Here is a 17,138-nt window from a genome sequence, read left to right on the forward strand (position 1 = left end):
GTGTCATGTACAACGAAGAGATTCATATCCAATCGCTTCGAAATAAAGGGTCCGAGGTTTTGGACTATATTGACAAGGCCGCATAGAGAATCATGAAATCAAAAATACTTGACAGACTACCTCAGATGTCTTCGGGCCTTTCTTGTGGGATCTCCAGTCCGTGCGGCATTCTGCGATCGGGCGCGCAGCGCCATGGAGTGCGGCGGCATGACGCCGCCTTTGACATCCAGAGGTTGAAAAAGCGGCGTCATGCCGCCGCACTCCGAAGGCGCCTTCGGCGCACAAACTTCCCCAGAAACAGCTTCCATTTTGTGAGGCAAGGTTTCTCTTGCAAGTAACCTCACCAAAGGCGTGGTGGGACGCTGCTCACTGGGACGCCATTCACTGAAGGCGCTTGACCACGGTGATAGTGACCTGCGACGGATACTGCTTCGAATGGTGTACGGCGTTGTGCGCCACGACACCCTGTACTTCGTCGTAGTTCCTGCCGCCGGTGTTCATGTTGCGGTCGAAGCGCGGGAAGTTGCTGCTCGACACCTCGATGCGGATCCGATGCCCGGCTTCGAAGTAGTTGCTGGTTGTCATCGGCTGCAGCGTCACCTTGTAGACCTTGTCCGGTGTCATCCAAGCCGGCGGCTTGTCGTACCCGTCACGATAGCGGAGGCGCTGAATGTTCTCGTCCAGGTTATAGGCCCGCCCGTCGGGATACACGTCGATCAGCTTCACCGTAAAGTCGGTGTCCTTCGCGTCCGACGAAACGTAAAGCGTCACATCTATCGGGCCGCTCACTTCGATCCCTTCCCTGAATGGCTCGGTTGTATAGACCAGGATGTCGGGGCGCGACGCCTCCATTTTGCGCTGGTCAAAGGCGCCGCCGGCGACAGCATTGCCCGTGCAGCAGACGTTTCCGCCATAGGAAGGCACCGGATTCATGGGATCGTAGCTGAAGCGGTCCGGGTTGTCCGCAGCCGGCGCGGCCGCAGCCAGGGCGCCGTCGCCCTCGAGCGTGTTGGCCTTGCCGCCGCTCGTGAGGAAGAAGGTCATCGGCTGAGCGCCCTTCGGCGGCCATGTGTCCGACGTCTGCCACTTGTTGATCCCCATCGTGTAGTAACGAACCTTGGGCATGGTGTCGAGGATGCGGTTGTCCTCTCCCTTGAGGAAGTGGTCGAACCAGCCGTAGGTGAGCGCGTCATAGTCGAGCCGGGCGTCGCCCATGCTGCGCTCCCCGACCACGGTGTTATCGGTGGCGCGCTTGTAACCGCAGTGGAGCGTGGGCGCGATCACCGCGTACTGCTGGTTGGCGATTTCCGGTCTGGCCGTCTTGCGCACATAGTTGTATGCGGCCAGATTCGGTCCCACCGACACGTCGTACCACGACATGAACCAGAGCCCCGGCACGTTGATCGTCATGTTGTCGTGCCAGAGCCCGCCGCGATACCACGCCGGATCGTTCGGCGCGCGCTGGATCATCGCGCCGCCGGTGTCGACGGGCATCGGGTCGGCGAAGATCCCGTGCGGCCCGTCCACGGCCTTGATAATGTCCATCTCGGGAAGGTGCCGGAGCGCCTGCGACCAGTCGACGGGCGGCAGCTGCTGCGCAAGGTCGAAGGACTTCGACACGCGGATCAGGTTCTCCTGCGACATCCCCGGCGGGAACTGCGGCCTCACCTGGTTCTGCTCCCCGTAGAGCCAGGTGATGAAGAGCATCTGGACGGCGCCGCCGCGATACCAGTTCCCCTGCTCGTAGTACGGGCCCACGCGGCCCACGCCGGCGCCGAATCCCTGCGGGATCATCGCGGCGAAGGCCGGGTTGCCGAGAGCGGCGACTCCCAGCTGCCATTCGGCGGTTGACGAGCACCCGATCGTACCGACCTTGCCGTTGGACCAGGGCTGCTTCCCGATCCACGAAATGGCATCGTAACCGTCGGTGCGCGGGGGGCCGAGGATGTCGTAGTTGCCCTCGGAGAAGAAGTGGCCGCGCTCGTTCATCTGGACGTAAGCGTAGCCGCGCTTCACCGCGTCCAGCTGGGTTGACATGTCGGCGGGCGCGCCGTTGCGGATGTCCCAATAGTTGAAGTTGTAGGGTGTACGCACAAAAATCGCCGGGTGCTTCCTGGAATTGTCCTTTGGGCGATAGACATCGGTCGCCATGCGCTTGCCGTCGCGCATCGGCACCATAAGCTTGCGCTCGATGACGGCGACTGACTCCAGGGCTTTCTCAGTCGCGTTGCGCTGGGCGATGAGTTCGGGGTTTGCGCCGCCTCGTCCTTGTGGCAAGGCGCCAAGTCCGGTGACCAGGATTCCAGCCGTGACAAAAATCAAAGAACGGATCAATGGGTATCGCATAGGCTCACTCCGTAGGCGCATCTTACACCATAAACATACCGCGGCGGCCATATTTGCCGGTCACACCGTGGGCGCCAGTCGCCAGACGCCAGGACAAATCGAACAGCGCTGACTAGACCAGACAATGTTCTGTCGGCAGCACAACTGGGGTCGCGTCTGGCAGACGCGATCCACCTGCTGTCGGGCCTCTTCAATTGACGTCCGGGTGGCGCATGGCTACAATTCGCCCCGGGTGCACCGAGCGGGAGGGCCGATCATGCAGGATTACGAGAAGATGGGCGCGTTCTACCTGGGCCGGGCCTACGACCTGGATACCAGAATGACGAAAGAGGATCTGATTCTGTACGACTCCAAGGACCTGGTCACGCACGCCGTGTGCGTCGGTATGACAGGCAGCGGGAAGACCGGCTTGTGTATTGCGCTGCTTGAAGAAGCGGCGATCGACAATATCCCGGCCATCATTATCGATCCCAAGGGTGACCTGGCCAATCTGCTTCTGACTTTTCCCCAACTCCGCAGTGAGGATTTCCTGCCGTGGATCAACGTGGAGGATGCGCAGAGGAAGGGACTCACGCCCCAGGCGTATGCCGGCCAGCAGGCTGAGTTGTGGAAGAAGGGCCTGGCCGACTGGGGCCAGACCGGTGACCGGATCCGGAGCCTGCAGGATGCCGCCGACATCGCGATTTACACGCCGGGCAGCAGTGCAGGCATCCCGGTTTCGATCCTCAAATCGTTCTCCGCGCCCGATCCGGCGATCCGTGATGATGGTGAACTCCTGCGCGAACGGATCGAGACCACGGTCACCAGCCTGCTCGCCTTGTTGGGAATAGAGGCCGACCCGATCCGGAGCCGCGAGCATATCCTGCTATCGACGATCCTCGATTGGGCCTGGAAGCAGGGGCGGGATCTGGATCCGGCAGCCCTCATCCAATATATTCAGGTGCCGCCGGTAAGCAGGATCGGCGTACTGGACCTCGATACGTTCTATCCTCCGAAGGACCGCTTTGCCCTGGTGATGGCGCTCAACAACATGTTGGCCGCGCCGGGCTTCGGTTCCTGGCTGGAAGGCGAAGCGCTCGACATCGGCCGGGTTCTGCACGGGGCTTCAGGCAAGCCGCGGCTGGCTGTGTTCTCGGTCGCGCACCTGGACGATGCCGGCCGCATGTTTTTTGTCTCGCTGCTGCTGAATCAGGTATTGGGCTGGATGCGCACCCAGTCGGGCACAACCAGCCTGCGTGCCGTTCTTTACATGGATGAGATCTTCGGCTATTTCCCGCCGGTGGCGAACCCGCCGTCGAAGAAGCCGCTGCTCACGCTGCTCAAGCAGGCGCGCGCGTTCGGCCTGGGCATCGTCCTGGCCACCCAGAACCCGGTGGACCTGGATTACAAGGGCTTGTCCAACGCGGGAACCTGGTTCATCGGCAGGCTGCAAACCGACCGGGACAAACAGCGCGTGCTCGACGGCCTGGAAGGGGCGGCTGCGGGAGCGGGCTCGGGCTTCGACCGGCAGCGAATGGAGCAGGTGCTGGCCGGCCTGAGCAATCGCGTCTTTCTGATGAACAACACGCACGAAGATGCGCCGGTGGTGTTTCAGTCGCGCTGGACTTTGTCTTACCTGCGCGGGCCGCTGACACGCGACCAGATCAGGGTGTTGATGGATCCGCGCAAGGCTTCGAGTCCGGCCCCGCCGCCCGTCGAATCGCCGGCACTGCCGGCCGCTCCGGCAGCACCAGCCGTGTCCGCCGCGCCCATGCCGTCGCTCCCCCCCGAAGTGTCGCAGTTTTTCATTCCTGCGCGCGGCAACAAGCCGGCCGGGAGCAGGCTGCTCTATCAGCCCGCGATCTTCGGTGCGGCAAGGGTAAACTTCGTGGATGCCAGGACGAAGGTGGAGGCGCTGCAGGAGGCCGTTTTCACAACGCCGGTGACGGATGAAGCCGTACCGGTCAGTTGGGACAAGGCGCAGGCGGCGCAAGTTGCCGTCTCGGATCTGGAGAAGAGTCCTCAAGACGCGCCGCAGTTCGCCGAGTTACCGGCCGCCGCAGCAAGGGCAAAAAACTACCCCGCCTGGAACAAGGATTTTGTGTCCTGGCTGTATGGGACGCAATCACTCCAACTGTTCCGGAGTCCGGGTACCGGGGTGTGCGCCGGACCGGGGGAGACCGAACGCGACTTCCGCATACGGTTGCAGCAGACTGCCCGTGAACGGCGTGACCAGATGGTCGCGGAGCTTCGGCAAAGGTACGCGCCCAGGGTCGCAGCCCTGCAGGAACGGATCCGCAGAGCGCAAGAGGCCGTGGAGCGCGAACAGGCCCAGGCCCGGCAGCAGAAGATACAGACCGCGATCTCGTTCGGCACGACGCTGCTGGGCGCGGTGCTGGGCCGCAAGACCGTCAGCGCCTCCACCCTGGGCAGGGCCGCGACCGCCGCGCGCGGCGTCGGCCGGACGATCAAGGAAGGGCAGGATGTGGGACGGGCGGAGGAGACAGCTGCCGTGCTGCAGCAGCAGTTGGCCGATCTGAACGCCGAGGCCGAAACGGCCGCGGCCGGCTTGCAGTCGAGGGTTGATCCTCTGACCGAACTATTGGAGACGATCACCATCAAGCCGAAGAAGACAGACATCTCGGTGCAATTGGTCACATTGGTGTGGCTGCCCTATTGGTGCCACGCGCAAGGCACCGCCACGCCGGCTTGGATCTGAATTTTCAGACCGCAAAGCCCACGAAATACGCGAAAGGGATTTTGCCTATTTCGTGTGTTTCGTGGTCAGCTTAAGGGGCTATAATCCTGATCCGGTAACGCCCTATGGAAGGAATTTCAGTCATTGGCGCAGGCAGTTGGGGAACGGCGCTCGCCATCACGCTCGCGCGCAAGGGCCGCCCGGTCAAGCTGTGGGCCTACGAACGCGAAGTGGCAGAGAGCATCCGTGCGCGCCGCGAAAACGAAGTCTTTTTGCCCGGGGCGATGCTGCCGCCCAATGTTGCCGCGACCAACGATCTCAAGGAGGCTCTCGATGGCGCAGGCATCGTGCTCACGGTCATGCCGTCGCACATCTGCCGGAGCTTATTTGAGCGCATGATCCCCGATCTGAAGCCCGGCATGATTTTCGTCAGCGCCACCAAGGGGATCGACACCGAAGGTCTGATGCGCATGAGCGAGATTATACGGGCTGCAGTCGCGCCGCACTTCGAGCCGCGGTTGTGCGTGCTTTCGGGGCCGAGTTTCGCCAGGGAAGTTGCACACGGCGATCCGACGGCCGTCGTCGTCGCCTCGGAGGAGCGCGCGCTGGCGAAGACGGTTCAGAACGAGTTGTCCTCCACGACCCTGCGCCTGTACACGTCGAGCGATGTGGTGGGTGTCGAAATGGGCGGCGCTCTCAAGAATGTGATTGCCATTGCAGCCGGAGTCATCGAAGGGCTCGGTCTCGGTCACAATGCCACGGCGGCCCTTTTGACCCGCGGGCTCGCCGAGATGACGCGGCTTGCCTGCGCTTGCGGCGCGCGGCGTGAAACCATGGCCGGGCTGGCCGGCATCGGCGATCTGGCCCTCACATGCACGGGCAGCCTCAGCCGCAACCGCACCGTCGGAGTCGAGCTGGGAAAAGGGAGGAAACTGGCGGACATCATCAGCTCCATGCGCATGGTTGCCGAGGGGGTCAAAACGACGCGGGCCACGATGGCGCTCGCCGAACGGCACCGCGTCGACGTCCCGATCACGCAGCAGGTGAATCGCATACTCGAAGATGAAGTTTCCCCTCGAGAAGCGATCCGGGAGCTGATGGAGCGGTCCCTCAAGGAGGAATGAGGATGCTGGGCCTCTCCCTGGAGTGCGGCATCCTGCCGCCGCCTTGGGACCACGCAAAGCAGGCCGATGAACGACAAGGCGCACGCAAACTTGCGCACTCCAAGGGTATCGTCGCAAATTCCAGGTAGGAGGCGTTATGGCCTCAGGAGATTCGATTGCGGAGGTCGCCGGCCGCATCAGGTCCGCCTTGCGCATCACCGTTCTTACCGGCGCGGGCGTGTCGGCTGCCAGCGGAGTTCCGACATTTCGCGGACCCCAGGGTCTCTGGAGAAATCACGCACCGGAGAAGCTTGCCACGCCGGAAGCGTTTGAGAGCGATCCCAAACTGGTGTGGGAATGGTACAACTGGCGGCGCGAGCTGATTGCAAAGTGCCGTCCGAACGCAGCCCACACCGTCCTCGCCGCCTGGAGCCGGCGCTATCCTCGGTTCACGCTGATCACCCAGAATGTCGATGGCTTGCATGAGAAGGCCGGAGCCGTGAACGTGGTGCGGTTTCACGGGTCGATCTGGGAGGTCCTCTGCCGGCAGCGCTGTCCCTCCGCGCCGGCGCGCTGGTGGGACGACAGCGTTCCGCTCCCGAAGATCCCGCCGCAATGCCCTTACTGCAACGGGCTCTTGCGTCCGGGAGTCGTCTGGTTTGGCGAGAGCATCGATCCCGAGGTGCTGGAACGATCCCTGCAAGCCACTGTATGTGAGGTGTTCATGACCGTGGGAACCTCCGCGGTCGTGTACCCGGCGGCGGGCCTGGCACGCGAAGCCCGCAGCCAGGGGGCGTTCACGGTCGAAATCAATCCCGAGAGTACCCCGAGTTCCGGCGCAGTGGACCTGGCAATCCAGGAACCGGCGGAAGAAGTGCTTCCGGTCCTGGAGTCCCTTCTGCTGGGGAGTCACGAAAGCCACGGAACCGCATAGCCGCGCCAGAAAATCTCAGCGCAGAGACCGCAGAGAAAGCTCCAGGGCTCGCATGCACTGGTAGGCATCCCCGCTGGTTTTCTCTGCGATCTCCGCGCACTCCGCGTTGAGATCGTTGAGGTCAGCGTTTATCCAGCAGGGCCAGCTCGCGGGCGAAAACGGAGTTCTGAGGAAACTGGCGGTTCAGGTCTGCGAACAGCGCGCGTGCACGATCATTCTGATGTTCACGCTCTGCGACGAGAGCCAGCAACGCCTTGGCGAGCGGCTGCAGGTAGTGCCCATGATCGGCAGCCTGCTGGAGTTGCTCCATCCCGCGCTGCCGGTCGCCATGGTATCCCCCGAACCACAGCAACACCCGCTTGTAGACCGGCAGGCAGCCGATGATATAGTTGGCGGCGCCGAGCGCGACATAGGCGTCACCGGCGTTGGGCTGCACTGCCAGAAGGCGTGTGGCTTCGACCTCCGCCTTGCGGATCAGGCGGAGGCTGGCGAGCGGTTGCCTGGCGATGAGGGCCTCGTAGTCCCCCTCCATGCCATCCGCAAGGGTCAGGACTAAGAGTCCATCCGGATCCCTGGGTTCCGTCCCCAGGCGCCGTTCCGCCATAAGGCGCGCGCGCCGGTTGTTTTCTAGAAAGGACGTCTTGTGCTTATCGTCGGCTGTGCCGGCGATGCCGCCGAGGAGCTTGTCGTCATCGAGGAAAAACGACGAAGTCAAGATGCCTTGATGATTGAATTCTTCGAAGAGGTAGCTGGCCGCCTCTGCGGCCGGCCCCAGCGGGTCAGCGGGATGCTCTTTTTCGAAAGTGCGGATCTCACCTCGGGCGTCGTCGAAGCGCAACTGATACATCAGATTGAAGCCGGCCTCGAGCTGCGGCTTTTCCGGAGTGTCGAACCCAAGCGCCGCCAGCGTTATCGTCAATGTCCAACCCGGCAGACTCCAAAACAGTTTTCGCATCCTGACGGTCCTTTCTCGTCGTCAAACTGCGCCGGGCAAATTCTAACGCAGCGGCGGCCCTGGTGATAGGTGCGCCGCATGACTCAATACCGGCCTACTCTCGAGTCCCAGGCTGAATTCCTCATGAAGCAGAAGCGCTGGCGCCGGCGGCGCGGCAAAAGCTCTTGCACGCCGACCAAGGCCGAACGGTCGGCGCCGGTCAGCGTTTCTCCGCGTCCAAAACTGCATTTTGGTCGCACATAGATGAACAACCCGGGCTGAAAGCGCCTCAAAAACTCAAAGACTCGAAGCCGCGAACAGAGACAGCGGTGAGATGAATTCCGCTCCGGGGCCATGGTCATGCGATCAGGTGCCGGGCACGCTCTTCCACCGTGCGGCGGATGGCCTCGAGGTGGGACTCGTTATCGGCTTCGAAGCGCAGCACCAGGACCGGCTGCGTGTTGGAAGCACGAACCAGGCCCCAGCCATGCTCGAAAATGATCCGGGCGCCGTCCACGTCTATGACTTCGTGAGTGTTCCGGAAATCCTCGGTCAGAGCGCGCACGACGTCGAATTTCCTTTCGTCCGGGCATTCGAGCCTGATCTCAGGGGTATAGACTGTCCGCGGCAGCGAGGCCAGCAGGCTCGAGATCGGTTCGTCGGTCCCGGACATGATCTCGAGCAGCCGCGCGCCTGCATACACGGCGTCATCGTAGCCGAAATAGCGATCGGCAAAGAAAAGGTGCCCGCTCATCTCGCCCGCGAGGGCCGCGCCTGCTTCCTTCATCTTGGCCTTGATCAGGGAGTGGCCGACTTTCCACATGATCGGATTGCCGCCGTGGCGCCTGATGTCGTCGAATAACGTCTGCGAGCATTTGACCTCGGCGATGAACGTCGCGCCGGGACGGTCCCGCAGGATGGCGCGCGAAAAGATCACCATCAGCTGGTCGCCCCAGATGATCCGGCCGCGTTCGTCGACGACGCCGATGCGATCGCCGTCGCCGTCAAAGGCCATCGCCAGGTCGGCGCCGCGCTCGTGCAGGAGGTCGATCGCGAAGCGCATATTCTCCACGATCGTGGGGTCCGGATGATGGTTCGGAAAGCGCCCGTTCGGGTCGCAGAAGAGTTCGAGCACGTCGCAACCCAGTGCGCGATACAGGGGCGCGCCCACAAAACCGCCCACACCGTTGCCGCCGTCGACGACCACCTTCAGACGGCGCGAACCCATGCGGATGCCCTCGGTGATATGCTCGTGGTATTGAGGCAGCACGTTCCGCACTTCTACCGCGCCGCCGCCGGATGCGAAGGCGCGGGCAACAGCTATGTCTTTGATCTCCTGGATCCGGTTCCCGTAAATCGTACTCTTTCCAAGGCACACCTTGAATCCGTTGTTGTCGCTGGGATTGTGGCTTCCGGTGATCATCACTCCGGCGTCCACGCCCTGCGTGAACAGCGTGAAGTAGAGCACCGGTGTCGGCACCATGCCGGCGTCCAGCACATCGCAGCCGGTTTCATTGAGGCCCTGCACCATCAGGTCGCGGAACCGCGGCGAACTCTCTCTGGCGTCGCGCCCGAGACTCACGCGCCGGGCTCCGTTATTTCTGAAATAGGTTCCGAAAGAGCGCGCGAGGTCCAGGACGGTCGCATCGGTCAAATCCTTGCCAACCACCCCTCGAATATCGTACTCGCGAAAAATGTGGGTATTCATGAGCTTCCTTGATCACCCAAGCCCGATCGGTGCTCTTCGTTTGTTTTTATCGGCTGGCGAGGCCGCCGGCGATTTCGCCGCCGTCGAGCGGGTAGACGTGGCCGGTGATGTAGGCGGCATCATCCGATGCGAGGAAGGCAAACAAGGCAGCCACTTCTTCCGGTCGGGCGTGCCGCTTCAATGGCAACTTCCGGTTTACTTCCTCGAGCATCTGATCGGTGTATTCGGCGCGCTGCATGGGAGTAAGAACATAACCCGGTGCGACGGCATTCACACGCACCGCCGGCGCGAGCTCCAGCGCCATGGAACGCGTCAATTCGATAACGCCCGCCTTGCTGGTGTTGTAGTCCGCATAGTATGGATATCCCACAATGCCGTTTGTGGACGCCGTGTTGAGGATCACGCCGCCCCCGCGCTGGACCATGTGACGGGCGGCAGTTTGAGCGACGTAGAAGCAGCCGGTGAGATTCACCGCGATGACGCGCGCCCACTCGTCGGGTGTGATCTCAAGAAACGGGTGGCGGATGCTGATGCCGGCATTGTTAATCAGCACGTCCACTCCGCCCATGAGTTTGAGGGCTTCCGCGAAGGCTGCCTGCACCTGATCGAGATGTGTCACGTCGTAAATCAGGGAGCCCGACAAATGAGGCAACTCTTTGAGGATTAAGGCCCCGCCATGCGTATCCCGGTCGAGCACGCACACGCGGGCGCCTTCCTCCAGGAAGCGCGCCGCAGTCGCCGCGCCGATCCCGCTCGCTCCTCCGGTGACCAGCACTGTCTTGCCGTTCAGCCCGCGCATGCTGTGTCCCCCTCGGGAGGAAGATAGGATGTTTGAGAGTGTCATGCAATACAAATGATGACTGACGAGTCCTGCATGCGTCCGTCGTCATTTCTTCAGGTATTCCAGTGCCAGGCTGCTCATGAGCAGGGTGGCTTGCGGCAGCGCCCTTTCGTCGATGTCGAATGCCGGGTGGTGGTGTGGAAATTCCGTGCCGTCGCCCATGCCGAAGAAGAGGAAGGCGCCCGGGACTTGCTGCAAGTAATAGGCAAAATCCTCGCCGCCCATGACCGGAGCGGCTTCCTGAACGCACCCTGCGCCCAGCGTTCTCCGCGCGACTTCCAGGACGAGATCGCTCATCGCCGCGTTGTTGACCAGCGCCGGGTACCCGCGCTCATATTTCAGGATGCCTTTGGCGCCGAAAATCCGGCAGGTTCCTTCCATGATTTCTTCGATCCTTTTCTCGATCAGGCGTTGGATTTCCCGGTCGAAGGTCCGGACGGTGCCGTAGATCGAAGCCTGCGAAGGGATGATATTGTGCGCGAATCCCCCTTCGATCTTTCCAACCGTGACCACAGACGCCTGCAGTGGATCCACATTCCTGCTGACGATGCTCTGCAGATTCACGACCAGCTGGGAGGTGGCCAGGATCGGGTCTACCGCCACCTGAGGCATGGCTCCGTGGCCGCCCTTGCCGGCAACCGTGATTGCGAACTCGTCGGTTGAAGCCATCATGGCGCCTCGCAAGCAGGCGACGGTGCCGGTGGGGAAGCCCTGCCACAGGTGGAGTCCGAAGATTGCATCCACATCCTGAAGTGCTCCCTCGGCGATCATCTGGCGGGCTCCACCGGGAAGTTTTTCCTCAGCCGGCTGAAAGAGAAACACGATCTTACCCGGGAATTCTCCGCTTCTCCGGGACAGGAGGCTGGCGGCGCCCATCAAAATGGCCATGTGCCCATCGTGGCCGCAGGCATGGCAGGCCCCCGGGTTTTCAGATGCGTAGTCTTTATCGCCTTCCTCTTTGAGGGGAAGGGCATCCATGTCGGCCCGCAATGCAATGGTTTTTCCGCCGGGCATCCCCTGCAGCTCTCCGATCAGCCCTGTACCCGCGCAGGCTCGAACCTGAAGGGCAAGGCTCTCCAGGAACTGCCGGATGACGGCAGAGGTTCGATGTTCCTGGCAGGCGATCTCGGGGTGGCGGTGGAAGTCACGGCGCCAGCGGATCAGTTCTTCCGCAAGTGATTGCGCCTCGTCTCTCAGTCGCTCGATCATGGCTCCTCCCATGTCTGGAAGCTTAACATGCGGGAGCCGTCCAGGACCCTACTGAATCCTTGTTTCATTGCCATCCGCCTTATCCGTCGTTTTTTCCCCTATGTACGCTTAAGATTGTACCGATGGAACTGGCCTATTTGCGATTCTATGAAGAGCTCAACGAATATCTTCCAGAGGACAAAAGGAAGCGCAGCTTCATTTGCCGCTTCAGCGGGGAAGTGACCGTCGCAAGGCTGCTTCAAGTCGTTGGCATACCCCTTCGCGAGGTCGATCTCATCATGTGCGAGGGGGAGTCGGTGAACGGGACCCATGTAGTGCGCAACGGCGACCGGATCGGCTTCTATCCGGTCTTTGAATCCTTCGATATCAAAGGCGTAACCAGGATGAGGGAGGAGCCTTTGCGCCGTCCGCGCTTTGTCACCGGACCAGGGCTGGGGCGGCTGGCCGCCTACTTGCGCATGCTCGGGTTCGACACCCGTTGCGGCGCGCATTGCAGTCCCGGCGAAACTGCGGCCTGGGCGGAAGCAGAGAGGCGCATTTTGCTCACCGCGGGCAGCCTTCCGCCCCAATCCTCACGCGCCATCATAGTGCGCGGCTCCAAGCCGCGGCAGCAGGCGTCGGAAGTGATTGCGCGGCTCGATCTCTATCGGCTGATCATGCCCCTGGGCCTTTGTCCCCGCTGCAACAGCAGGCTCACCGAAGCAGACGGCCCCCCGCACTGCGCAACGTGCGGCAGGATCTATCGCAACGGTATTCATCTGCGCCGCGTGTGCTGGTTGATCAGCCGTCTGTCTCGAAGGGAGAGTGTGTAGCGAATAGGGAGGTGAGGGAAAAGGGGAAGGAGTCAGTAGTCAGAAAGAAACCGTCCGACTGAACGGCTCCGGCAGATCACGCTGGACGCGTGGTTATCTGCCTCACCTCATTCTGACTCCCGATTCCTGACTTCTCACTTTCGTGAGGCTTGCCGCCTGATGTAGGATGTCGCCTTGCATGAGGGAACCCATGGCCCAGGCGCGGCTGATTCTGGAGGAACTGAAAAAGAACGGTGTGAGCCATGTCATCGGCCTGCCCGACAACTCGTCGGCGAAGCTGTTCGATCTGCTCAGCGGCGACCGCGACATCCGGCTCGTCCCGGTGACACGCGAAGGCGAGGCCTTCGCAATTGCGGCCGGGCTGTGGATCGGCGGCAAAACACCGCTGGTTCTGGTTCAAAACACCGGTTTTTTCGAGAGCGGGGACGGCTTTCGCGGGACGATCACGCGCATGAGGGTTCCACTGGTATGCCTGATCACCTATCGCGGCTACGGGAAGATGGTGAATATGACCAGCATTGCTACCGGTGCGGCGCTGGATGCCGAGACTCTCAGCTGCGCGCACCTGGATTCGGCGGCGCTCATCACCGAGCCTACCCTCAAAGCCTGGGGGGTTCCTTACGACTTCCTGCACACCGATGAAGATGTGCCCGGGATATCCGGAGCGTTTCAGAAGGTGAATGAACGTCAGCAGCCGTTCGCGATCCTGATTACCCGGGATTTGACCTGAGAATCGAAGACTGGATGTACCGCAAAGTCTTATGCTGACAAAAGAGGAGTTGCTCAAACCGCTGGCCAGGCTGCGCGCGGATGCAGTCGTGGTCACCTGCATGGGAATCACGCGCCCGTGGGGCAAGTATTCGCAGAGCGCGCTGGATTTTGCCTCGGCAGACAGCGCCATGGGACACACTGCGGATCTGGCTCTCGGCATTGCCCTGGCGTGCCCCCAACGGAAGGTCATCTGCCTGAACGGCGATGGCAGCATGCTCATGACTCTCGGCACTCTGGCAACAGCCGTTCAAGCTGCGGCAAGAAATTACATCCTGTTTGTAATCCAGAACGGCACTTACGAGATTACGGGAAATCAGCCCGTGCCGGGTGCCGGGCTGGTCGATTTCGCGGCGCTGGGGCAGGGCGCCGGATTCAGGCGCATCTACTCATTTGATGATGCTGATACCTACGCCGCAAATCTGCCCGAGGTACTGACTGTGGAAGGGCCTGTGCTGGCAGTAGCCAAAGTAAAGCCCGGTGCCGAAGGGCCGATCAGCCGCAGTGACAAGGAATCATCCCACTATCTCAAGGTATCTCTCGCCGAATGGGGCCGCCGCCTGCGCCAGGCCCTCGCGATGCGGTGACTGGATACCCATTTCCTGGTTGCCTGGACAACGAGGAGAAGCTATGACACTACGGTTTGGTCCGAGGCGTGCTGTCTACCACGATGTGACTGACTACCTGAAGACCGAGGGCGCTCCGCTGTCGCCTGCTGAACTCGAGCATTTCGAAACCCTGGACCTCGTCTACCGCTCGCTCTGCGCCCTGATGTACAACTACGTGCCCACCTCGGGACATCCCGGAGGATCCATTTCGTCGGGCCGCTTTGTGGCCGGCATTCTTTTCGATGCGCTCGACTACGACATTTCGGACCCCGATCGCGACGATGCCGATATCATCTCTTACGCGGCGGGCCACAAGGCTCTCGGCCTCTATGCGATGTGGGCGGTGCGCGACGAGATCGCCCGCCTGGGATGCCCCGCACTTCTTCCCCAGGATGAGAAGCTGCGCCTGCGTCTGGAAGATCTGCTCGGCTTTCGGCGCAACCCGATAACCCGCACGCCCCTCTTTATCCAATTCGCGTCCAAGCCGCTCGATGGCCACCCTACCCCTGCAACTCCTTTCGTGCGTCTCTCAACCGGCGCCTCGGGGGTTGGCATCGCAAGTTCGCTCGGGCTGGCTATTGGCGCCAAAGATTTTTATGGCGCCGACGCGCCCCGGATCCACATTGTCGAAGGCGAGGGCGGGCTCACGCCGGGGCGCGCGGCCGAAGCGCTGGCTGCTGCCGCGACGGCGTCGCTCAGCAACGTTGTTCTCCACCTCGATTGGAACCAGGCTTCCATCGATTCCAATCGCGTCTGCCGGGAGAACGGGCAGCCCGGCGACTATGTGCAATGGAATCCGATCGAGCTCTTTCACCTGCACGATTGGAACGTGATCCATGTTCCGGATGGAAAAGATCTTCTGCAGGTCATCGGCGCGCAGCGACTGGCCGCCGCGATGACCAACGGGCAGCCCACGGCGGTCATCTATCGTACGGTAAAGGGCTGGCAGTATGGCATCGAAGGCAGGGCGTCCCATGGGGCCGGGCACAAACTGTGTTCCGAAGGTTTCTGCAAGGCGCTCGCCGGGCTGACGGGCGAAGCCGACATGATGGTTCCCACGTGCGCAGCCGGCCTGCAGCGCTGCCTCGGGAGCGCGGACGAACAGACGATCATGGAGCAGTGCTTTTGGGAATCGCTCGCCATCGTGCGCAAAGTGCTCGAGGAGAGCCGCCCGGCAGTCGACGCGCTGGCACACCGGCTCGAACAGGCTCGTGATCGTCTTGTGCGCCATGCGCGGCGCCCGCGCAACAACGGCCCGCACGTCGAGGCGATCTTCGCTCTGGCCGCGGCCGGCAACGGCACACCCAATGAACTCACGCTCAAGCCCGGCGCGGAGACGACGCTGCGCGGTGAATTGGGACGCGTGCTTCAATACTACAACCGGGCATCGCGGGGAGCCATCCTGACTGCTGCCGCGGATCTGCTCGGCTCCACGAGCGTCAACCTGATCGGCAAAGACTTTCCCGAGGGCTACTGGAACGCCGCCACCAACGCCAGTGCCCGCACACTGTCGATCGGAGGAATTTGCGAGGACGCCATCTCCGGCATCATGTCCGGCCTGTCCGCCTTCGGGCATCATATCGGAGTGGGCTCGTCGTACGGCGCGTTCATTGCACCGCTTGGCCACATTGCAGCGCGCCTGCACGCTATCGGCGGCCAGGCACGCCATTCGGTCATGGGAAGCCCGTATCGGCCGGTGATTCTTGTGTGCGCCCATGCGGGACTGAAAACGGGCGAGGACGGCCCGACCCACGCCGATCCCCAGGCACTGCAGTTGCTGCAGGAAAACTTTCCCCGCGGCACCGCAGTCACCCTCACCCCCTGGGATCCTCAGGAGATCTGGCCGCTTTTTTCCGCCACCCTGGCCCTGCGGCCTGCCTTGATCTTGCCCTTCGTTACGCGCCCCGCCGAAAGGGTCGTGGATCGCACCGCTCTCAGGCTGGCTCCTCCTGACGACGCGACCACCGGAGTCTACCTGCTGCGAAAACCGCGCGGAAAGGGAGAAGGGACCCTGGTATTGCAGGAGAGCGCCGTCGCCTACGCCTTCATCGAGGAGGCGCTCCCCCTCATGGAGAAAGAGGGATTGGATCCCTGGGTTTATTACGTCTCGAGCGCGGAGCTCTTTGATCTGCTTCCTGCCGAGACCCGGCGCCGGATTTTCCCCGAAGAGCGCGCTCTGGAGGCGATGGGCATCACCGGCTTCACTCTGCCTACTATGTTTCGATGGGTCCGTTCCGACCTGGGCCGCTCCATGACGCTTCATCCATACCTGCTTGGACACTTCCTCGGCAGCGGGCAGGGCGCCATGGTTCTGGCGGAAGCGGGCCTCGATGGCATGAGCCAGTATCATGCCGTCAAACGTTACCTCGCAGCGCGAAAGTGAAGCTGCTATTCGCCGACACACCAAAATCTCAACGCGATGGCCGCGGAGGGGCAGAGGGGGAGACACAAGAGCATTCCTCCGCGTTCTCTGTGCGCTCTGCGTTGAGGTTTTAGGCACTCCGCCGGTGCTTGCCGGTCTGGTAAAATCGAGAAGGATACATTCGTCAAGGGAGAGGAACGCCATGCTGATTATCATAGAATCAAAGAAGTCCCTGAGGGATGTGTGCGCAGCCATGGAACCGACAGTGCAGAAGCATAAGTTCGGGGTGCTCGGGGTGCACAACCTGAGGGAGACCATGGCCCGGAAGGGAGTCGATTTGACAAGGGACTGCTTCATCTACGAGATCTGCAATCCCACGCAAGCCAAGAAAGTGCTGGATTCGAAGATGGAGGTGTCCACCGCACTGCCGTGCCGCGTGTCTGTTTACCAGGAAGGGGGGACGGTCAAGATCGCAACGATCAAGCCGACAGAAATGCTGGCTGCCTATAATGCCCCCGACCTGGCCCCTGTGGCTCAGGAAGTGGAGCTGGCAATCACCGCCATCATGAAGGAAGTCGCCGGACCATAGCGTACTTGGAGCGCGCAAGCTTGCCTGCGCCTTTAATTACCGATGCGTGCCTTCACCCCATGTGTACTTGCGCCCGGCATTTTGCCTCACTATAAGATCCAATTGTAAAAGTAAGTTTTACGATTGCCCGGGCGCAAAGGTGTTGAACAATGCCGCCGAGCTTCGTATCATTAAATCCTCGGGCAAGAGTATTCTGACGGGGACTTTTTGGTTTTTTTGAAGAACACAAGAACCGTAGCATCCGTTC

13 protein-coding genes are annotated in these 17,138 nt (G+C 61.7%); 8 read left to right on the forward strand and 5 right to left on the reverse strand.

The genetic code is table 11. From position 1 onward, the window contains the following. Window positions 1-381: 381 nt before the first annotated feature. Window positions 382-2,346 carry a CocE/NonD family hydrolase gene (locus LAP85_23895; GenBank protein ID MBZ5499452.1) on the reverse strand — a complete coding sequence of 655 codons (1,965 nt, stop codon included), beginning with the start codon at window positions 2,344-2,346 and terminating at the stop codon, window positions 382-384. Window positions 2,347-2,602: 256 nt separating this feature from the next. Here LAP85_23895 and LAP85_23900 point away from each other — a divergent pair, with 256 nt between their 5' ends. The 3 genes from LAP85_23900 (at window position 2,603) to LAP85_23910 (ending at window position 7,060) form a co-directional block, all read left to right on the forward strand. Then, window positions 2,603-5,044 carry a DUF87 domain-containing protein gene (locus LAP85_23900; protein MBZ5499453.1) on the forward strand — a complete coding sequence of 814 codons (2,442 nt, stop codon included), beginning with the start codon at window positions 2,603-2,605 and terminating at the stop codon, window positions 5,042-5,044. 104 nt (window positions 5,045-5,148) lie between these two features. Further along, window positions 5,149-6,147 carry an NAD(P)-dependent glycerol-3-phosphate dehydrogenase gene (locus tag LAP85_23905; GenBank protein ID MBZ5499454.1) on the forward strand — a complete coding sequence of 333 codons (999 nt, stop codon included), beginning with the start codon at window positions 5,149-5,151 and terminating at the stop codon, window positions 6,145-6,147. A gap of 136 nt (window positions 6,148-6,283) precedes the next feature. Then, a complete protein-coding gene (locus LAP85_23910; protein ID MBZ5499455.1) occupies window positions 6,284-7,060 on the forward strand; it encodes an NAD-dependent deacylase in 777 nt (258 codons plus the stop codon). 121 nt (window positions 7,061-7,181) lie between these two features. On the opposite strand, the gene LAP85_23915 is transcribed toward LAP85_23910, so the two are convergent. The 4 genes from LAP85_23915 to LAP85_23930 all read right to left on the reverse strand — a co-directional run bounded on the left by LAP85_23915 (window position 7,182) and on the right by LAP85_23930 (window position 11,752). Beyond that, on the reverse strand, window positions 7,182-8,015 hold the full coding sequence (locus tag LAP85_23915) for a hypothetical protein (GenBank protein MBZ5499456.1): 834 nt from the start codon (window positions 8,013-8,015) through the stop codon (window positions 7,182-7,184). Between the two features lie 337 nt (window positions 8,016-8,352). Continuing rightward, complete coding sequence (locus LAP85_23920) at window positions 8,353-9,702, reverse strand: phosphomannomutase/phosphoglucomutase (GenBank protein MBZ5499457.1); 1,350 nt, start codon at window positions 9,700-9,702, stop codon at window positions 8,353-8,355. Between the two features lie 46 nt (window positions 9,703-9,748). Beyond that, entirely contained in the window at window positions 9,749-10,501 is a 753-nt protein-coding gene (locus LAP85_23925; GenBank protein ID MBZ5499458.1) for an SDR family oxidoreductase, read from the reverse strand. Window positions 10,502-10,588: 87 nt separating this feature from the next. Beyond that, on the reverse strand, window positions 10,589-11,752 hold the full coding sequence (locus LAP85_23930) for an amidohydrolase (protein ID MBZ5499459.1): 1,164 nt from the start codon (window positions 11,750-11,752) through the stop codon (window positions 10,589-10,591). A 122-nt stretch (window positions 11,753-11,874) separates the two neighbouring features. Here LAP85_23930 and LAP85_23935 point away from each other — a divergent pair, with 122 nt between their 5' ends. The 5 genes from LAP85_23935 to LAP85_23955 all read left to right on the forward strand — a co-directional run bounded on the left by LAP85_23935 (window position 11,875) and on the right by LAP85_23955 (window position 16,891). After that, a complete protein-coding gene (locus LAP85_23935; GenBank protein MBZ5499460.1) occupies window positions 11,875-12,564 on the forward strand; it encodes a Mut7-C ubiquitin/RNAse domain-containing protein in 690 nt (229 codons plus the stop codon). A 178-nt stretch (window positions 12,565-12,742) separates the two neighbouring features. After that, entirely contained in the window at window positions 12,743-13,294 is a 552-nt protein-coding gene (locus LAP85_23940; protein MBZ5499461.1) for a hypothetical protein, read from the forward strand. Window positions 13,295-13,325: 31 nt separating this feature from the next. Continuing rightward, window positions 13,326-13,919: a thiamine pyrophosphate-binding protein gene (locus LAP85_23945; protein MBZ5499462.1), complete on the forward strand. Its 594-nt coding sequence runs from the start codon at window positions 13,326-13,328 to the stop codon at window positions 13,917-13,919. Between the two features lie 43 nt (window positions 13,920-13,962). After that, window positions 13,963-16,323 (forward strand): hypothetical protein, encoded by a 2,361-nt coding sequence (locus LAP85_23950; GenBank protein MBZ5499463.1) that lies wholly within the window; start codon window positions 13,963-13,965, stop codon window positions 16,321-16,323. Between the two features lie 181 nt (window positions 16,324-16,504). Then, window positions 16,505-16,891 (forward strand): DUF302 domain-containing protein, encoded by a 387-nt coding sequence (locus LAP85_23955; protein ID MBZ5499464.1) that lies wholly within the window; start codon window positions 16,505-16,507, stop codon window positions 16,889-16,891. Window positions 16,892-17,138 lie beyond the last annotated feature (247 nt).

Source organism: Terriglobia bacterium (assembly GCA_020072565.1).
Lineage (GTDB): Bacteria > Acidobacteriota > UBA6911 > UBA6911 > UBA6911 > JAFNAG01.

Excerpts from the sequence above, each read along its gene's own strand:
- LAP85_23910 (MBZ5499455.1), top strand. The coding sequence starts at position 6,284 with ATGGCCTCAGGAGATTCGATTGCGGAGGTCGCCGGCCGCATCAGGTCC.
- LAP85_23945 (MBZ5499462.1), top strand. The coding sequence starts at position 13,326 with ATGCTGACAAAAGAGGAGTTGCTCAAACCGCTGGCCAGGCTGCGCGCG.
- LAP85_23900 (MBZ5499453.1), top strand. The coding sequence starts at position 2,603 with ATGCAGGATTACGAGAAGATGGGCGCGTTCTACCTGGGCCGGGCCTAC.
- LAP85_23915 (MBZ5499456.1), bottom strand. The coding sequence starts at position 8,015 with ATGCGAAAACTGTTTTGGAGTCTGCCGGGTTGGACATTGACGATAACG.
- LAP85_23920 (MBZ5499457.1), bottom strand. The coding sequence starts at position 9,702 with ATGAATACCCACATTTTTCGCGAGTACGATATTCGAGGGGTGGTTGGC.
- LAP85_23950 (MBZ5499463.1), top strand. The coding sequence starts at position 13,963 with ATGACACTACGGTTTGGTCCGAGGCGTGCTGTCTACCACGATGTGACT.
- LAP85_23955 (MBZ5499464.1), top strand. The coding sequence starts at position 16,505 with ATGCTGATTATCATAGAATCAAAGAAGTCCCTGAGGGATGTGTGCGCA.
- LAP85_23940 (MBZ5499461.1), top strand. The coding sequence starts at position 12,743 with ATGAGGGAACCCATGGCCCAGGCGCGGCTGATTCTGGAGGAACTGAAA.
- LAP85_23935 (MBZ5499460.1), top strand. The coding sequence starts at position 11,875 with ATGGAACTGGCCTATTTGCGATTCTATGAAGAGCTCAACGAATATCTT.
- LAP85_23925 (MBZ5499458.1), bottom strand. The coding sequence starts at position 10,501 with ATGCGCGGGCTGAACGGCAAGACAGTGCTGGTCACCGGAGGAGCGAGC.
- LAP85_23930 (MBZ5499459.1), bottom strand. The coding sequence starts at position 11,752 with ATGATCGAGCGACTGAGAGACGAGGCGCAATCACTTGCGGAAGAACTG.
- LAP85_23905 (MBZ5499454.1), top strand. The coding sequence starts at position 5,149 with ATGGAAGGAATTTCAGTCATTGGCGCAGGCAGTTGGGGAACGGCGCTC.
- LAP85_23895 (MBZ5499452.1), bottom strand. The coding sequence starts at position 2,346 with ATGCGATACCCATTGATCCGTTCTTTGATTTTTGTCACGGCTGGAATC.